The 16599-nt window shown below is 41.6% G+C and carries 17 protein-coding genes; 5 read left to right on the top strand and 12 right to left on the bottom strand.

What is annotated here, in order from left to right; genetic code table 11:
* Positions 1–42: 42 nt before the first annotated feature.
* The 5 genes from JOD21_RS11370 to JOD21_RS11350 all read right to left on the bottom strand — a co-directional run bounded on the left by JOD21_RS11370 (position 43) and on the right by JOD21_RS11350 (position 4808).
* Positions 43–993, bottom strand: coding sequence for a type I phosphomannose isomerase catalytic subunit (locus tag JOD21_RS11370; RefSeq protein ID WP_204729737.1), 951 nt, complete (start codon positions 991–993; stop codon positions 43–45).
* A gap of 106 nt (positions 994–1099) precedes the next feature.
* Positions 1100–2122: a Gfo/Idh/MocA family protein gene (locus tag JOD21_RS11365; protein WP_204729736.1), complete on the bottom strand. Its 1023-nt coding sequence runs from the start codon at positions 2120–2122 to the stop codon at positions 1100–1102.
* Positions 2115–2867 (bottom strand): sugar phosphate isomerase/epimerase family protein, encoded by a 753-nt coding sequence (locus JOD21_RS11360; RefSeq protein ID WP_204729735.1) that lies wholly within the window; start codon positions 2865–2867, stop codon positions 2115–2117. Before JOD21_RS11360 ends, JOD21_RS11365 begins: the two co-directional genes overlap by 8 nt.
* A 12-nt stretch (positions 2868–2879) precedes the next feature.
* Complete coding sequence (locus JOD21_RS11355) at positions 2880–3716, bottom strand: sugar phosphate isomerase/epimerase family protein (protein WP_204729734.1); 837 nt, start codon at positions 3714–3716, stop codon at positions 2880–2882.
* Positions 3717–3737: 21 nt separating this feature from the next.
* Complete coding sequence (locus JOD21_RS11350) at positions 3738–4808, bottom strand: Gfo/Idh/MocA family protein (protein WP_204729733.1); 1071 nt, start codon at positions 4806–4808, stop codon at positions 3738–3740.
* A gap of 136 nt (positions 4809–4944) precedes the next feature.
* Here JOD21_RS11350 and JOD21_RS11345 point away from each other — a divergent pair, with 136 nt between their 5' ends.
* Positions 4945–5826 carry an AraC family transcriptional regulator gene (locus JOD21_RS11345; RefSeq protein ID WP_204729732.1) on the top strand — a complete coding sequence of 294 codons (882 nt, stop codon included), beginning with the start codon at positions 4945–4947 and terminating at the stop codon, positions 5824–5826.
* Between the two features lie 659 nt (positions 5827–6485).
* Here JOD21_RS11345 and JOD21_RS11340 read toward each other — a convergent pair.
* The 5 genes from JOD21_RS11340 to JOD21_RS11320 form a co-directional block, all read right to left on the bottom strand.
* Positions 6486–8138 carry a b(o/a)3-type cytochrome-c oxidase subunit 1 gene (locus JOD21_RS11340; RefSeq protein WP_204729731.1) on the bottom strand — a complete coding sequence of 551 codons (1653 nt, stop codon included), beginning with the start codon at positions 8136–8138 and terminating at the stop codon, positions 6486–6488.
* A complete protein-coding gene (locus JOD21_RS11335; protein WP_204729730.1) occupies positions 8138–8611 on the bottom strand; it encodes a cytochrome c oxidase subunit II in 474 nt (157 codons plus the stop codon). The genes JOD21_RS11340 and JOD21_RS11335 overlap by 1 nt, the downstream gene beginning before the upstream one ends.
* Positions 8612–8629: 18 nt before the next feature.
* On the bottom strand, positions 8630–8752 hold the full coding sequence (locus JOD21_RS11330; RefSeq protein ID WP_041123940.1) for a hypothetical protein: 123 nt from the start codon (positions 8750–8752) through the stop codon (positions 8630–8632).
* Positions 8753–9175: 423 nt separating this feature from the next.
* Positions 9176–9871 (bottom strand): Crp/Fnr family transcriptional regulator, encoded by a 696-nt coding sequence (locus tag JOD21_RS11325; RefSeq protein ID WP_204729729.1) that lies wholly within the window; start codon positions 9869–9871, stop codon positions 9176–9178.
* 116 nt (positions 9872–9987) lie between these two features.
* The gene (locus JOD21_RS11320; protein WP_204729728.1) at positions 9988–10425 is read right to left on the bottom strand and encodes a hypothetical protein; all 438 of its coding nucleotides are present in this window, start codon (positions 10423–10425) and stop codon (positions 9988–9990) included.
* Between the two features lie 138 nt (positions 10426–10563).
* Here JOD21_RS11320 and JOD21_RS11315 point away from each other — a divergent pair, with 138 nt between their 5' ends.
* Positions 10564–11784, top strand: a complete 1221-nt coding sequence (locus JOD21_RS11315) for an amidohydrolase (protein ID WP_204729727.1) — start codon at positions 10564–10566, stop codon at positions 11782–11784.
* Positions 11785–11967: 183 nt separating this feature from the next.
* On the opposite strand, the gene JOD21_RS11310 is transcribed toward JOD21_RS11315, so the two are convergent.
* Positions 11968–12378: an Lrp/AsnC family transcriptional regulator gene (locus tag JOD21_RS11310; RefSeq protein WP_204729726.1), complete on the bottom strand. Its 411-nt coding sequence runs from the start codon at positions 12376–12378 to the stop codon at positions 11968–11970.
* Positions 12379–12509: 131 nt separating this feature from the next.
* Between JOD21_RS11310 and JOD21_RS11305 the strand changes: the two genes are divergently transcribed.
* The 3 genes from JOD21_RS11305 to JOD21_RS11295 all read left to right on the top strand — a co-directional run bounded on the left by JOD21_RS11305 (position 12510) and on the right by JOD21_RS11295 (position 15300).
* Positions 12510–13268, top strand: coding sequence for an MBL fold metallo-hydrolase (locus JOD21_RS11305; protein WP_204729725.1), 759 nt, complete (start codon positions 12510–12512; stop codon positions 13266–13268).
* A 246-nt stretch (positions 13269–13514) separates the two neighbouring features.
* Positions 13515–14048, top strand: coding sequence for a GNAT family N-acetyltransferase (locus JOD21_RS11300; RefSeq protein ID WP_204729724.1), 534 nt, complete (start codon positions 13515–13517; stop codon positions 14046–14048).
* Between the two features lie 52 nt (positions 14049–14100).
* Positions 14101–15300, top strand: coding sequence for an MFS transporter (locus tag JOD21_RS11295; protein ID WP_204729723.1), 1200 nt, complete (start codon positions 14101–14103; stop codon positions 15298–15300).
* Between the two features lie 350 nt (positions 15301–15650).
* On the opposite strand, the gene JOD21_RS11290 is transcribed toward JOD21_RS11295, so the two are convergent.
* Entirely contained in the window at positions 15651–16241 is a 591-nt protein-coding gene (locus JOD21_RS11290) for a 2OG-Fe(II) oxygenase (protein ID WP_239581561.1), read from the bottom strand.
* Positions 16242–16599 lie beyond the last annotated feature (358 nt).

The raw sequence follows: 16599 nt of genomic DNA, 5'->3' as shown, positions 1-16599 counted from the left end.
AGCTTATTCGATAGACTTATGTAAACCTGAAGACTGATTTTCCTACTTCTGACACGCTGTTATGAATGTGATGTCACCATCGACCGTAATGGTTCCACTTTTTCTCGGCACCAGCAAGTGGTCCCCTTTACTTACTGCCATTCCACCAGCTTTATCAGCCAGCTTCCCGCTACCATTAATCACTGTAAGTAAAAGAAATTCTTCTGAATCAGGTAATGTATAACCTGTGTTGGCCTGATGATGAATAACAGTAAATTCTTTTCTATCAATCAACTGCGTGACCCGACCATGTTCAGCTTTTAATAAAATAGGCTTAACATCCGGTTCTTTATATGGAATTGCAGAAACTTTGATCGCTTTATCAATATGCAGCTCACGCTTCTTTCCGTTAGTATCTTTTCGATCAAAATCATAGACACGGTAAGTTATGTCGCTTGACTGCTGAATTTCAAGGATGAGAATGCCGGCGCCGATCGCATGAATCGTTCCGCTTTCCACAAATACAAAATCACCAGTCTGGACAGAGTGTCTCTGAAGAAGCTGATCCCACTCGCCAGCCTCCACTCTTGCTCTGAATTCCTCTGCAGTCAATGCTGAATGCCCAATAATAAGTTCGGCACCAGGTTCAGCGTCAAGTATATACCAGCACTCTGTTTTTCCGTATGGCTCACCTTCAAGTGCCAATGCCTGCTGATCATTAGGATGTACCTGGACAGATAGATCATCTTTTGCATCCAGAACTTTTACAAGCAACGGAAACTCATCTAAATCATACTGTCCAAAAACTTCTTCTCTATGATTTTTCCATAGTGAAGCGAGCGTCCGGCCTTTAAACGGTCCATTTTCAATCAGGCTCTGACCATTGGGATGAGCAGATATGCCCCAGCATTCTCCAACCGGTCCATCCGGGAGGACGTAACCAAAATCTGTTTCCAGCTTCCGGCCACCCCATATTCTATTTTGGAATGTTGGCGTTAACTTATAAATGGTCATCATTCATATCCTTTCATTTAACGTCGCATCACGTACATAGATCATTCATGAACCCTGAATCCGCAAGGATTCTAACATGCAAAAAAGAGAAAAGGGTGCGTATATATTAGAGTGTAATAAATGCGCCTTTTTCATTTGACTCCAGTGCACCAAGTATCACCTGCAATGATTTCATTCCTTCACCCCCGTTAATGAGCGGCTCTTTATTCAAAACAAGTGATTCAATAAAATGATCAATCACATGTGTGGTCGATTGCCCGCCAGCTTCATTAGATTGAATTTTCTTAAGCTGATATTTTACGGTTTCACCGTTACTGTAGTTCACAATCAAAGGATACTCAGGGTCGTTTTCAATCAGCAGTACACCATTTTCAGCATATATAATTGTTGAATTATCACTACCACCAGTGTAAGACCAGCTAGCAGCGAGGGACCCAATCACCCCTGATTTCATCTTCAGCATACAGATGGCATTATCATCTACTTTTGTATCAGTCTTTGCACTTGTATCAATGAAGGCTCCTACCTGGTCTACTTCACCCAGTAAATAGCGGATTAAATCAGATTTGTGTACGCCTAGGTCACCAAGTGCCCCAATAAAGGCCTCCTGCTTATTAAAAAACCAGCTGTCTCGTCCATCAATGCTCCAATTTTCCGGTCCGGAATGTCCAAATGTTGTTTTGAAGCTGTATACTTTTCCTAGTTCACCACTATCAAGAATTTTCTTTGCTTTCTGATGCGAAGAAACAAATCGCTGATTATGTGCAATCATTAATGTCTTATTATTATCAGCAGCTGTAAGGATCATTGCTTCTGCCTCTTCTCTGGATGTAGCCATCGGCTTTTCACAAAGAACGTGCTTGCCTGCATTTAGTGCATCAATGGTGACTGAGGCATGAAGGTAGTTTGGAAGGCAGACACTAATCGCATCCACTTCTTCATCCAATAGCAGTTCCTTATAATCTGTATAAGACTTTGTCTGATATAGCGATGCCATATCATCTGCACGTGATTGGACAAGATCAACTACACCTGCAATTTCCGTGTGTACATTTTCCCGATACTCCGGCAGATGGCGTTTTTGAGCGATACTGCCGCAGCCAATCACCCCAACCCTCACTTTATGCATTTGTATTCCTCCTATTTAAATATCGAAGACTCTCCTCAATGCTCTCAAATGGGGTTTTTCTGCTTTGGTCCTGTTCGACAATCCACCAGTCAAGCGGAATGGACTCAGTCTTTTTACAGATTTCTTCTATATTAAGACCACCTGTACCAAGTTCTGCAAAGAATTTTTCACCATCTGTTGTCATATCCTTAAGGTGGATCAGCTTCATTCGGGATTGATATTTATCCAGCCATCCAAGCGGGTCACTCCCTCCCTTTTTGAGCCAGTACACATCAAATTCCGCCTGCACCCAGTCAGGATTTGTATTGTCAAAAAGGTATTCAAGCGGAACCGTGCCGTCAGGTAAAGGATGAAGTTCAAAATCGTGATTGTGATAAGAAAGCGTGATCCCTGATCTCCCAGCTTCTTCCCCAGCTTTATTCAATATATTAACTAACTCTTCATAACCTTTTTTATCTCTAACATCCTCCTGAATAAATGGACATACAATATGGTGGCAGTTCAGTGTTTTCTGTTCTTCAATGACTGACTGAATATCGTTTTTCAGACGATCAAGCGGAATATGGCTGGCCGCTGCCTGTAAACCAAGAAAATCAAGCTCTTTCTTCAGCTCATCTGCTGTGAGTCCACCATAACCAGCAAGTTCAACTCCGTCATAACCAATTTCCGCCACTCTTTTTAACGTACCTGTATAGTCCTGTTCCGCTTCATTTCTAAGCGTATACATCTGTACAGCTATTTTCATTTTGCTCTCTCCTCATTGAATAGATTGAAATACCTTCTTATAACCCGTGGCTGATCGCTGGAGCAGTTCCTCGACTGTCTCTTCCTCGGATACTGCCCTTAAAACCTCCTGCGTGACCGGACCGGTGTATCCTGTATTCGTAACCGCTTTCAAAAATGCTTTCAGATCAATTACACCTTCCCCCGGGTAAAGTCTTTCGTTATCTTTAACTTCATCTATTGGGATTGAAGGGGCATCATTTAAATGGACGTAAATGATCTGATCCGCCGTTAAGGAAGTAATATCCTCTGTGTCCATTCCATTGGTATACCAGTGGTAAGAATCCAGTACCAGACCAACATTAGGTGATCCGATTGCCTGGATCATAGCCAGCGTTTCTTCCTGTGTCCAGATAAATGGATTTTTCATCATACTACGCAAATGTTTTGGTCCTACGTACTCCAATCCAAGCTTAAGATCATATACTGCAAGAATTTCAGCACATACTCTTAATCTGTAAATAGAGGCAGCCATGAATTGTGCTGATGGCTCATCCGTAGAAGGCAGAATGTAAGTCATACACCTGGTACACCCGAGATCCTGAGCCGCCTTCGCTGCTGACGGAAGCTTTAATAAGTCTCTATTAAATTCTTCCTTTGTCCCTCTCCATTCAACAGGCAGTGCTATTGAGCCGAGTACTACCTGGTTGTCACTAAGAATCTTTTTAGCTTTTTCAAGTCCATACGCTTCTACAAAGTCCTGGGCATCAAAATCTACTGCTTCAAATCCAAGACTTGCTGCCTGTCTGATATACTGTTCGTCATTTCTTATATCTCCCAATCCTGCTTTTGAAATTCCTTTTAATACCATAAAATATCCTCCTTTCTGTCATTATATTTTCCAATCTAAAACAACTTCTCTTCCTGTACGGGAAGACTCATAGATTGCATCAAGGATTAAGTTATTTGTTAATCCAGTCATAACTGAAGGGAATGGTTCTTTATCTTCTAATATGCACTGGATAAAATGCTCACTCAGCTTCACACGCTCGTCAACTTCCTTTCCGGTACTTGTCAGTTCAATATCTACTGGTCTGTCAAACTGCTCTGTCAAAATTTTCGCATGGTCTCCTGATATAGAAACACCAGCCTCTGAACCCATCAGGTCAATAAATGGATCATTTGTTGTGTTCTGATGTACCGCCCAGCTGACTTCAAGTGTAAGTGTGGAACCGTTTTCCATTTTGATCAAAGCAGTGGCGAGGTCTTCAACATCAAATGTTCCGTTCCAATTTGGTGTTCCCCACGTGCCTATACCTTTTTTCTTAGGTCCAAATTCTGCAAACGTTGCACCAGTGACTGTCACAGGCTTTGGATTGCCCATTAAGAAAAGTGACAGATCGAGCATATGAACACCAATATCAATCAGCGGACCGCCGCCTGATTCTGACTTTTGAGTAAACCAGCTGCCCCAGCCAGGAATGCCTTTTCGTCTGTACCATCCCGCTTTTGCATGATAAATGTGACCAAGCGCTCCTTTTTCAATTTGCTGCTTCGCCTGCTGAATATGCCATTGCCACCGCATTTGATGACCAACCATTGCTACCTTCCCGGACCTGCGCTGTGCCCTGACAATCATCTTCGCCTCTTCACTGTTGATTCCCATCGGCTTTTCAATCAGTACATGCTTTCCGGCATCCAGCGCTTTCACTGCATAAATCGCGTGCAGCTTATTCGGAATCCCCAGAACGACTGCATCGATCTGAGAATCATTAATCAATTCTTCTACGTCTTCGTATACATTTGGAATTTCATATTCTTCTGCCCTTTTTTCAGCTAAAGGACGGTATACATCAGTAATCCCATGAAAGCTGACCTGTTCCCCGAAATGACTAAATGTTTCTAAGTGAACTCCGGCAATGGCACCTGCTCCCACCATACCGAATTGAAGTTTTTTACCCATTATTTTTCCTCCTGCTGAATCCATTCTGAATTTTTGAAAATTTCCCTATACATTTATGATAAAATGAATAAATATATAATGCTTCGTGATTTTTAACGGATCTATCTCATTTTTTCGGAAAAGGTGGCTACAGATCATGCATGTACCGATTAACATCTCTGAATATCCCAATATGAATGCCCGCTTTCCTTTTCATATCTCAGTAAATACAATCAACAAGCACTTCCCCACACACAGACACCCTCACCTTGAGCTATCACTGGTTATTGAAGGGAGTGGCTATGAGGTCATCAATGGAAAAAGCCATATGATGAAACCAGGCACATTCACATTTATCCTGCCTTACCAGACACACGCTATATCTGCTGACAAAGATAATCCTTTACGTTTAATTAACTGCAATTTTGAACTGGAATTATTGTATGAAACCGGCTTGCACGGTTTCCTGGAAATCGAGGAACCTTCACATACTGAGCCCTTTACAAACATGAGAGGAAGTCAATTAGACCATTGCTGTACATTATTAATGTCGATGATTGAAGAGTATAAATCAGACCGTCCTTATAAGAACGCACTGATTAAATCAAGGTTTACTGAGGTCATGGTAAAATTTGAAAGAATCAGACGTGCTGAAGAAGTGGATAGAAGTGTAATCCCGGAAGACTTATCCTTCAAAAAAAGTATCATCTGGGATATCGTGAAGTATGCACATCAGCACTACAACGAAGATATATCCTTAACGAAGCTTTCCAAAAAGTTTCACGTGAGTACGTCCCATTTAAGTGAGCTTTTTAAGAATCAGCTAGGACTTAATTATCTCCACTTTGTTCAGGAGCTTCGTATCAGACATGCCTGTAGCCTGCTGTCGTCAACTGACATGCCGGTAACAGACATTTCTCTCGAAGTCGGATATAAATCATTTCAGACATTTTCACGGGTATTTCGTGAAATCAAACAAAACACACCAACTGGTTATCGCAAAAACCTCCAGACAGCAGAACATTCAAGACTTAACTGACATCACCCAAAGTTTTTAAATAAACTTTGGGTTTTTTAATGCCGTCTTTTATTTTTCGTCCTACCTTTTTTGAGCTTCATCTTCATTCACAGATTGTATAGCCGTCTGTTTTGTATCATGTTGAATACGTGCAGGACAGAATATTGTTTGTATAGTTGGAATAAATGGCGTGGAAATTGTATTTGTTGCGGGAGAGTTTTAAATGATAGACGTTTCACACGTTTTCCCCCATTCATTGACACAAATGAAAGTCTAAAGAATAGGGACGATCTTGTATTCAAATATATGGTAAACGCAAAACAAACTTGAAACGATCCATAAACTGATCATCCAGCTTTCAGCATCCATATCGACTGATTAACAGAAATAACCATGGGACAGACCCCATACGGCCTTTACGCCTGGCGATAACAGGAGGATGTATAGACGCAAGTACTGGACAAGCTCGTTACAGAAGAAATAATAAAAGGGAGTAGTTCTGATCTGGCAATGTATTTGTAGGAGCGTTCTTTGTTGAACAAGATATAAAGCGAAGGCTGGAACGCGTCCAGCCTTCGCTCATTTTAATCTTCATCAGTTGTTACTTCCACAAATATACCAGTTGCTAAAATGATGACCAGAAAAAAGAAAATTAACGTTAATACCATGTCACTCAACTCCTACCATGTAATAAATCCCCGTGACCCAGGTGGTGCGTGCTGGATCATCTGGGCAATTGGAATTGCGTATGCAATGATAATTAATAAGAATGCGATGCCAATCCACAGTAACCAGTTTTCCAGAAATTTCGGTGTGGCTCTTTTGTCACTTTCAGCGAGCGGAAACTCAACAAATTCGTGTGGCTGCACGGCTTTTGGTGAGACGAATGCGCTCATGATCACGATGTAAAGTAACAGCATCGCAGAAAGGAAGAGAATGCTTCCGCCAACCGCCATTGTGACGTGGTTTGTTAAGATGCCATCAAACCATTCCAGGGCAGATTCGTGACCGTTGTAGCCTGAATAGGCAGTGCGACGCGGAGCACCAAGCAGTCCGAGAATATGCTGTGATGTACTCATTAACAGCATTCCGACTGACCATAATCCAATTTGGATAAAGCCTAATTTTTTCATCGTGTTCGAGAATTTTCTGCCGGTCAGATAAGGGATTAACCAATACGTCAGTCCCATGAAGGTCATGGCAACAGGCGTTCCGACGGTAATATGGAAGTGTCCAACGATCCATAGCGTGTTATGCACAATTTCATTCAGCTGAAAGCTGGCATTGATGATTCCGCCGGCACCCCCAGGAATGAAAAAGGCCATCGCGATAAAGATTGATGTAAACCGGAGATCCTTCCACGGGAGCTTAGTGAACCAGCCGAATAAGCCTTTCCCGCCATTTTTACGTCCGGCTCTTTCGAAGTTTGCAAACATAGAAAAGGCCGTCATCAAAGATGGAATAATGACCATGAACGTTAATACAACCTGCAGGAACTTCCAGAAGTCAGGAATACCAGGCTCCACTAATTGATGGTGGAAACCGACAGGGATTGAAAAAAGAATAAATAATACAAATGCCAGGCGTGCAAGCGAATCACTGAATACCGGTACACCAAGGATTTTTGGCACCACCACATACCATGCCATATAAGCCGGCAGCAGCCAGAAGTACACCAGCGGATGCCCGAAATACCAAAACAGTGTACGGCTTAACTCAACATTAATCGTATCCACCCAGCCAAATGCCCACGGAATGTACTGGAATAGGACTGTCGCAACCACACCGAGGCAGGCAATCACCCATAATACAATCGTCGTTACTGTCATAAATGCAAATAGTGGACTGAGCTCACCACGGTTTGCTTTTCTCCATTTCATGTAGTGACCAACGAGCGCAAATCCCATGATCCAGGAACCTACCACAAATAGCGCAAGACCTATGTAATACCACGGACTTGCCATTAACGGTGCATAAAATGTATAAAGAACGGATGCTTCCCCGATCACAATCATGACTGTTGCAAGAATCGTCCCTGCAAGCATGACGAGAAATCCGATCCAGTTCCAGAGCAGCACTTTCGGTCCGAATGTGCCAAGACTTTTACTCATACCTGAAATGAAAAATGCAAAAATAAAGAATGTCGTAAAAATAAGGGCAAGTAATACGCCGTGGGCCGTTAAAATCTGATAGTAATCCAGCCATGCCGGAAGTTCTAAGCGGTCATTGCGGATAAACACCTGAAGCAATCCGGCAAGTGTTCCAATTAAAAAAGCTGTATACGCTACACCAATATTCCAAAGCGCTAATTTACGGTCTGCAGCTGCTAACATTATTCTGTCACCTCAATTTCTGTGTACATATAATGGTGACCTGTTCCACAATATTCGTTACAGATAATCAAATACTTCCCCGGTTCTTTAAATGTGTAAGATTTTGTCGTCACCTGGCCCGGCACCACCATCATATTCACGTTCGTGTTATCAATGGTAAAACTGTGTACCACGTCTGTACTTGTTACTTTAAAAATGATTTCTTTCCCCGCAGGCACTTGTAGCGCCTCTCCCTCATCATAGGCGAAAGCACTCGCAACAATCGTTGCCTGGTAGGTATCATCATCCAACTGCTTTACACCCGGTTCATTAAAAGGAGCGGTTTCCCTGACCTTTTCCGGATCAATCGTGTGCATTCCTCCGGCAGGCGTATGGTCTTGCGCGAATGCACTCACACCCACGATACTTAAGAATGCAACCAGACATACTATGCCGAATGTTAACCATATTTTTTCATACTTATGAAGATGCATTGTGATTCCCCTTTATGCTTATTGTGATAAATACATCAGATAAACAGCTACCCACATTGCGACGATGACAAATCCGACAAAAAACACACTGATTAACGTGCCTTTCAGGTTTTCTTCGTGTTCCTGTTTCTTTTTAGTCACTTCATTTCACCCCGCCGATCTTTTATATTGTGTTAAGCGTAAAGGAATCACGTAATGATCACTGTGATAAAAGTCACATCTGTGACAAAAATTTACCCGGAACTTTGATTCTTTCATTTTTTCGCCAAATTTCTCTAAAAGAGATAGGAGTAAAACGTTGTTCAATCTATCTAATCGTTTCGCTGCGCTTCGGGCGGATGCTTTCCGGACGGTGGTTGCTGAGCCTCCTCACCTTCGGTTGCGGGGTCTCAGCTTCCCACTAATCGTCCCGGAGTCACCGTCCTACGCTTCGCTGCACTTTGACTTTCATTAATATATTGAATGACTTTATGAAATAGATCGTTTGATTACAACTTCTGCTTAATTTAATTTAAAAATGGCAATAAAAAAACTACTATCCTCTGGTGTGAGAATAGTAGTTCATTAATCTATCCGGCAAAGTGTCACAGGACAGTTTTCACATTGAATTTCGTTTTTTAAATAGGTCAGGTCTCGGATTAAGATTTTTCCATCACATACAGAAATGACTTCCTGTTTTTTCAGCTCGGATAACATCCGGTTCGCCACTTCACGCGCCATTCCGCAAAAGTTGGCCAGATCCTGGTTGGTGAGCGATACGTCAATTAACAGCCCCTCTGACTTTTGAATCCCGTAGCTGTTGGATAAACGGATTAACGTAGAATAAAGCGCACCTTTCTTACCATGAAGCAGCAGATCACGGAATCGGGTCTGTGTCTTCCGCTGATTCAGGCACATCCATTTCATAAATGCAGCAGCAAGCTTAGGGTTTTGATTAAACTCCACCTCCAGCTCATGAATCGGATATAAGTAACACTCCACGTCCTCTTTCACCTTTGCATCCAGCATATAAGTCGCATCGTCAGCGTACAGATACACTTCCCCAAGCAGCTGATTTTGCCCGCAGATCCGAAGCGTCAGCTCACGTCCATCTGAATTCATTTTACTTAGCTGGACCTTTCCTTTCGTGATAAAAAACAGATGCTGAATCTGTTCACTTTCACGGAATAAATAACGATCTTTAGCAAAGGTCTTTACATGATGAGGCAGGGACAGTAATTCTTTCAGATCATCTGAAATTGTTTGAGTTTCTGCAAACATGTGGTCGGGCCCCCTAAAGATGTATTTTTAATATTTGTTTAAGTATAGCATAGGTCTGGTTGGCCGGGAGAAAGATTTTGGAAAATCTTTATAAAGGGATTTCATGAATCTGATCTTTATTCCAACACATTCAGCGGCTCAATTAATTCCTCTCCATCCGTATTATAGAACCGTACGTTCACATTGCCTGGCAAGTATGCTTCGTCAATCCCGTTTTGAAGAGAGATGTCTTCGCTGGCTGTGAATTCCTGATCAGACTGAAACGTGAGCTCACCTGATGTTTCCCCGGAAGCACCTTCTGCAGAACATGCCACCAGATATCGTTCATAAGGAAACGCGTCCCATAATTCCTCGTGATCAAAAAGAAGCTCCACACAAAAATCGACTGGCTGATCAGACTCACTCTGATATGTGACAGACACCTCCAGTTCCTCCTGCTCAGGCCAGTATTTAATATAGCTATCCTCACTATCCATGGTGATTGCTGGTTCATTGCTGCGGCAGCCTGCAAGGAAGATAGAGATGAAGATGAGAATTATGAGGGGTTTTTTCATAGTGAATGCTCCTTTATATATGTGAATAGTGATTTCTATTATACCTTTTTTGAACGTGTAAAATGTAAGAAAGGTTTGTGATCATCACAGCCTGTCTTTTACAATTGTATAAAACATTGAGTGTACTGGAGGCAGAATATGAATGCTTATTGGATTGTGAATGCAACGATTGAAACCGGATTTAATCACGATAGCCGGGTGACTGAAACATGTACAGAAACGGCGCATCTGAAAATTGAGGATGAGACCATCATTGAGCTGATGTCAGCTTACCCTGCACAAACCAATCTTCCTGTAATCGATGCAAAAGGTGCACTGTTGCTGCCTGCCTTCCGGGAGATGCATATTCATATTGATAAGACGTATTACTCAGGACCCTGGAAAGCTGTGGAGCCTGCTGTTAACGGGATCTTCACGAGGATTGAAGAAGAACAGACCATCCTGAAAGAACAGCTTCCTGTAGCAGAGGAACGTGCAAAAAAGATGATTGAACTGCTTTTGCAAAATGGTCACACCCATATCCGCACGCACTGCAATATTGATCCGGTTACCGGGATTGAAAATCTAAAAGCTACAGTCCGCGCGCTCAAAGCGTACGAGGCATACCTGACTTATGAGATTGTCGCTTTCCCGCAGCACGGTCTCTTAAGAAGTAATGCTGAATCTCTTGTCCGTCAGGCGATGGAGCACGGGGTCACTCATGTAGGAGGCGTGGACCCTGCAACCGTGGACAGAAACATCAATCAGTCTCTTGAAACGATGTTTGCGATTGCGCGGGATTATGAGAAAGACATTGATATTCACCTGCATGATCCTGATTCACTCGGCGCTTTTGAAATGGAGCAAATCGCTGACTTGGTCAAAAAGAATAGATATGAGGGACGCGTCACAGTCAGTCATGCACTGGCGCTTGGAGATCTGAATGAAAAACGTCTGCAGCAGCTTACCCGGATACTCAGTGACGCAAAAATCGATGTGACGACCACTGTACCAATCAATCGCCCCACGATTCCGATCCCGTCCTTATGGGAAGCAGGGATTCCAGTCTCAGTGGGCCATGACAGCATCACCGATCACTGGTCACCTTTTGGCACCGGCAATACGATCGACAAGCTTGCCACACTCGGAGAACGCTTCGGGATCAGTGATGAAGTGGGGTTAAACCAGTTACTGAAATATGCAACTGGCGGTATCACCACTCTATCAGCAGAAGGTCAGCAGCAATGGCCAAAGCCAGGTGATACTGCTTCCTTTATGTTTATTGACGCGACGTGCAGTGCAGAAGCGATTGCGAGGAGGAAGTCTATACAGTTGGTGTTTGGGAAAGGGAAGCAGTTTTTAATGGAAAGATCATTGTAAAGCCGATGATGAACCAATATAGCTTAAAAAGCCCGGGACCGCTCCGCTTAATATGGAGGTGGGTTCCCGGGCTTTAAATAAAATTCTCATCGTTACGATTATGACGAATAGCCGTGCAGGCTGGTTCATCAGCTATCATTCATGAATGGGTTTCCTGGTAGAATGAATACGTTTATTGATGTACTACTTGTTAATCACAATGGATAATTTGTAGCTTACCACATTGCTCAACCTTGTTAGGAATTCATCTAATATTTGATTATCCGGGAATTTGCATTCAAGAAGATAACAGGTTTCTCCACTGATTTTATAGTTGCTGATGACATATTCATCCCGTTCTTTTATAAACGACAGATATGGTTGATGATTTGTGCTTTTTGTATAGATGTGGATAATTGCGTGAACAAGATACCCCATCTTCTGCTGATTCACTTTAATGGTGTACCCCTCAATTATGCCCTTGTCCTCTAATTTTGCCACTCTGGCTGAAGTAGCTGGTCCAGTCAAATGGACTTTTTCACCCAATTCCTTCATTGTAATCCGGCTGTTCTCAGTTAGTTCCTTCAGGATATGCATATCAGTGTGATCTAACATTCATTTAACTCCTTTATAAGTAAAGTCAAACCGCCAAAAGACTTTACTTCATCTATGTATGCATCATATATCTATAGTTTAGACTATACATTGTTCAGAAAAAATTTCAAAAGATAAAGGAGTTCATCGTTATGAATATACAACACATTCGCAATGCCACACTGGTCGTTGAATATGCAGGAAAGAAGTTTTTAATAGATCCAATGTTATCAGAAAAAGGGACATACCCTCCTTTTCCCAATTCATTAAGACAGGATCAAAACAACCCTTTGACGAGCCTGTCCGCATCCATCGAAGACATCATTAACGTGGATGCAGTGATTGTTACTCATCTCCATATCGACCACTTTGATGATAAGGCTAAAGAGGTCCTGCCAAAAGGGATCAAAATGTTTGTTCAAAATGAAGAAGATGCTGAAGAAGTGAAAAAAGCCGGCTTTCAGAATGTAGAGGTACTGCAGGAAGATACTGATTTTGAAGGGATCCGGTTAATTAAAACTAAAGGCGAGCATGGAAGAGGAGAAATCCTGAAGGTCGCTGGTCATGTTTGCGGTGTTGTTTTCAAGGATCAAGACGAAAAAACATTGTATGTGGCAGGGGATACGGTGTGGTACGAAGCTGTTCAGGAAACGCTTGATACCCATCAGCCTGACATCATCGTAGTAAATGGCGGTGACAATCAATTCCTGGAAGGCGGCTCTCTCGTAATGGGGAAAGAAGATATCTATGAAGTGCATAAAGCGGCTCCTGACGCTAACATCATTTCTGTTCATATGGAAGCTGTTAACCACTGGACACTATCGAGACAGGAATTAAAAAGCTTCGCTGAGGAAAAAGGATTTTCCCGGAGCCTCTCAGTACCGGAAGACGGCGAATCTTACACATTTTAAACTGAAGGACGTCCAGACACCGGCATGTTCATTTTGTTTTATCCCATTTTTTAATCATTCATTTACTCTTTAAACCTATAAGAATCTCGTGATGATATTTTTCAAAATCACGAGATTCTTATTTATTTCATGATCAGCGGGCTGCGGTGATCTTCTAATAGAGAATGAACACCAGACAGCTTAAAGCTGAAATGCATATTTACAAATGTACGTCTTTTAACAAAACTCAGATTGGAGTGACAGGATATGGCTTTAGAATTAAAAAAGATCAATGAAGAAAATATGGAAGGGATTAAAAAAATCTATCACGATTCGTTTCCTATAGAAGAGATGATGCCATTCGACAAATTGGTCTCTCTCAGTAATGATACCGATCACTTATTTTACGGGTTATATGATGACAATATGCTGGTTGGAATGAACTATCTGATCATTAACGAAGACATGGTCTATGTTTTATATTTGGCAATCAGCAATGCTTTTCAGAATAAAGGGTACGGGAAAGTGGCGATTAACAGGATACTTGAGCAATATTCCGGCTATCGGATTAGTCTGAATATCGAGGAAGTAACTCCTGAAAGCCTGAACTATAATCAGCGCCTCAGAAGAAAGAGTTTTTATGAATTCTTCGGGTTTGAATCTCAACAACATTTAATCTCAAATGGTGAGGTAACCTTCGAAACGATGGTATTAAACGGCGATGTATCCTATCAGGAAATTCGCAGGATCTTTGACGACTTACAAAAACATAAATCAGATTGGTACAGAGAAGTTAACTAACACATCCAATACTTGTCGAGTAGGTACAGAAATCATAGAAAGAGGATATGAAATGACTACAGATAAGATTTGGACTAAAGATTTTATCAAACTTTCAGCAATGAACTTCCTGTTAATCCTCGTCTATTTTCTTTTAAATGCTACGATCACCACTTATGCTGTGAATAAATTCCATGCTACGACAGGTGAATCTGGTATGATAGCTGGGGTATTTATCATTGGTGCATTAATAGGCAGGCTCATTACAGGCCGATTAGTCCTATCAAAAACAATATTAACGTATGGATTACTATTGTTTTTAGTAACAGTGTTACTTTATTTCCTTAACTATGGCATTTACTTCTTAATGTTGACCCGGTTTCTCAACGGATTATCGGTGGGTATCGCTACAACGGTTGTAGGAACTGTTGTAGCGATCGTTATTCCCAAATCACGTCGGGGAGAAGGGATTAGTTATTTTGCAGTGAGTACTGCACTGGCTACGGGTATAGGTCCATTCATTGGCCTGATGTTAACACAAAATGGTCATTACAATCTGATATTTGTATTTAGTCTAGTGCTTGGGTGCATAATTTTAGGAACATCTTTTATTTTAAATGTTCCGCAGGTTCCTACAGAAAGTGTTGCGGGAAAGAAGCCACTATTCTTTTGTTTAATTGATTATAAAACAATACCCATTGCGATAGTCTTATTTATTATGACTTTCTCGTTTTCAAGCATTCTCTCTTATATTAACCTGTATGCCATAGAATTGAATTTAGTCAGTACAGCAAGCTTCTTTTTTATGGTATATACAGCATCAGTTCTGATCTCGCGGCCATTTACAGGGAAATTGGTGGACAAAAAAGGCGAAAATATAATGATGTACCCAGCTATTATTCTTTTCGGGCTTGGAATGATGCTGCTAAGCTTTACGGAGACTAGTGTGACTTTACTTTTGTCCGGTGTATTGGTTGGTCTCGGTTTTGGTAATATTTCATCCATTTCGCAAGTAGTTGCCATCAGCCAGGCGTCACCACAGCGTGTAGGTTTGGCTACAGCTACATTTATGATTTTTTATGACTTAGGCAATGGGATTGGTCCAACCTTACTTGGCGCGATGATCCCTTTCACAGGCTATAGCGGAATGTATCAAATTCTGGCCGTTACTATTTTCTTATCATTGATTTTGTATTACTTGCTCCATGGAAAAAAGGTAAGAGGCGAACGAGGAAGTGAACAGCTGGATGACGGGAAGTCGTATACGTATTAGCGAGGAGATCGGCGACTCATTCTCTATCAGAAGATAAATCATCTTCCTGAGTGCCAACTTAACTGGATACGTCCTTTTTTGGTCATGGCATATTCATTTGATTAAAACAGGATATAAAGAATTGCGTGTGAAAGTCATCATGCAGGTGATTAAAAAACCGGTATGCATCTATCCAGACACCGATACGGCAGGACACATATTTTAAAGCACCTGTAGCTTAGCCCTGAAAAGCAGAAACAATATTATTACGCCTGCTTCTGCTCAGGAAATGCTATAAAGTGCTTTATTCACTTACTTTTGACTTTCACTTACGCGATGGACTTGATATGAATCATCTAACCATGATCTGGTTACCGTACACTTTTTCTCCTCATCCACTGTGTTGCAACCCACTTTTCTCCTTTTATAACAGGTGCTCCACCATGAAGTGTCTTTTTGTTCAGTTCTTCATCGTTGTAAAAGTATTCGAAATAGACGGCTGACCCTTTTTGAGGCGTAATAGAGATATTTAATTCAGGAAAGTAGGTTTCTCCTCCCTCTTCCACCTCATTCAGATAGACGACCATTGTGCTGATGCGATTATTTGAAGCTGCTTTACTCGTTGGCAAAAAGTAATCATGATGTGCTTTGTATTCCTGCCCTGGCGTATATTTCAAGATTTGCAAACCCTCTGCGTGTTCAATAGGGACATTCATCATCTTAGCAAGACGCTTTTCAATGGTTTGGATCAGATCATTTTCCGACTCCTCAAAGAACATGCCACTGCTTGTTCTCATTTGATTGACCACACGATCACTACTTATTTTTGAACGTTTCATTCGATCGCTCGATAATTGAATCAGCTGATCACATTCCTCGTTGCTTAGTACATCCTCCAACACTACAACCAGAGGCCACGTATGCCGCTTCGCAAAAGGGATCGCCATATCTCCGACTGTCATGACAGACCCAACGGCATCAAAAAGGTGCTGTTCTGCCGCCTTTTCGGGCTCTGTTTTAAACCCATCCATAAACTGTTCTTCCACATTAATTAAATCATGGTTAGGCGTACTATTCATTCGTCATCCTGCCTTTTCAAATATTTAGTATATAAACTTTATATTACTATTATTTTCAAAAAAGTGTTAGAAGAAAATATTTTTTTATCAAATATGATCTGTACGCAAGAATCTTTATCTCCGGTCTACTTATAAACATTTACACCTGAATGAATTTCATAATTCTCAGCCCAACGCCCACAAGCGTTTTAGCGCATAAAAAAAGGAGAACCTCCCCAAACAGTCGAAAAGAGTTAGCGAC

Origin of the sequence: Jeotgalibacillus terrae (assembly GCF_016908195.1) — a bacterium.
Classification (GTDB): Bacteria; Bacillota; Bacilli; order Bacillales; family Jeotgalibacillaceae; genus Jeotgalibacillus; species Jeotgalibacillus terrae.
The sequence above is the reverse complement of the archived record's forward strand: the minus strand, read 5'-3'. Positions and strand labels throughout refer to the sequence as shown.

Bases quoted from the DNA above. Each gene is read 5' to 3' on its own strand.
- JOD21_RS11370 (WP_204729737.1), bottom strand. From the start codon at position 993: ATGACCATTTATAAGTTAACGCCAACATTCCAAAATAGAATATGGGGT.
- JOD21_RS11365 (WP_204729736.1), bottom strand. From the start codon at position 2,122: ATGCATAAAGTGAGGGTTGGGGTGATTGGCTGCGGCAGTATCGCTCAA.
- JOD21_RS11360 (WP_204729735.1), bottom strand. From the start codon at position 2,867: ATGAAAATAGCTGTACAGATGTATACGCTTAGAAATGAAGCGGAACAG.
- JOD21_RS11355 (WP_204729734.1), bottom strand. From the start codon at position 3,716: ATGGTATTAAAAGGAATTTCAAAAGCAGGATTGGGAGATATAAGAAAT.
- JOD21_RS11350 (WP_204729733.1), bottom strand. From the start codon at position 4,808: ATGGGTAAAAAACTTCAATTCGGTATGGTGGGAGCAGGTGCCATTGCC.
- JOD21_RS11345 (WP_204729732.1), top strand. From the start codon at position 4,945: ATGCATGTACCGATTAACATCTCTGAATATCCCAATATGAATGCCCGC.
- JOD21_RS11340 (WP_204729731.1), bottom strand. From the start codon at position 8,138: ATGTTAGCAGCTGCAGACCGTAAATTAGCGCTTTGGAATATTGGTGTA.
- JOD21_RS11335 (WP_204729730.1), bottom strand. From the start codon at position 8,611: ATGCATCTTCATAAGTATGAAAAAATATGGTTAACATTCGGCATAGTA.
- JOD21_RS11325 (WP_204729729.1), bottom strand. From the start codon at position 9,871: ATGTTTGCAGAAACTCAAACAATTTCAGATGATCTGAAAGAATTACTG.
- JOD21_RS11320 (WP_204729728.1), bottom strand. From the start codon at position 10,425: ATGAAAAAACCCCTCATAATTCTCATCTTCATCTCTATCTTCCTTGCA.
- JOD21_RS11315 (WP_204729727.1), top strand. From the start codon at position 10,564: ATGAATGCTTATTGGATTGTGAATGCAACGATTGAAACCGGATTTAAT.
- JOD21_RS11310 (WP_204729726.1), bottom strand. From the start codon at position 12,378: ATGTTAGATCACACTGATATGCATATCCTGAAGGAACTAACTGAGAAC.
- JOD21_RS11305 (WP_204729725.1), top strand. From the start codon at position 12,510: ATGAATATACAACACATTCGCAATGCCACACTGGTCGTTGAATATGCA.
- JOD21_RS11300 (WP_204729724.1), top strand. From the start codon at position 13,515: ATGGCTTTAGAATTAAAAAAGATCAATGAAGAAAATATGGAAGGGATT.
- JOD21_RS11295 (WP_204729723.1), top strand. From the start codon at position 14,101: ATGACTACAGATAAGATTTGGACTAAAGATTTTATCAAACTTTCAGCA.
- JOD21_RS11290 (WP_239581561.1), bottom strand. From the start codon at position 16,241: ATGACAGTCGGAGATATGGCGATCCCTTTTGCGAAGCGGCATACGTGG.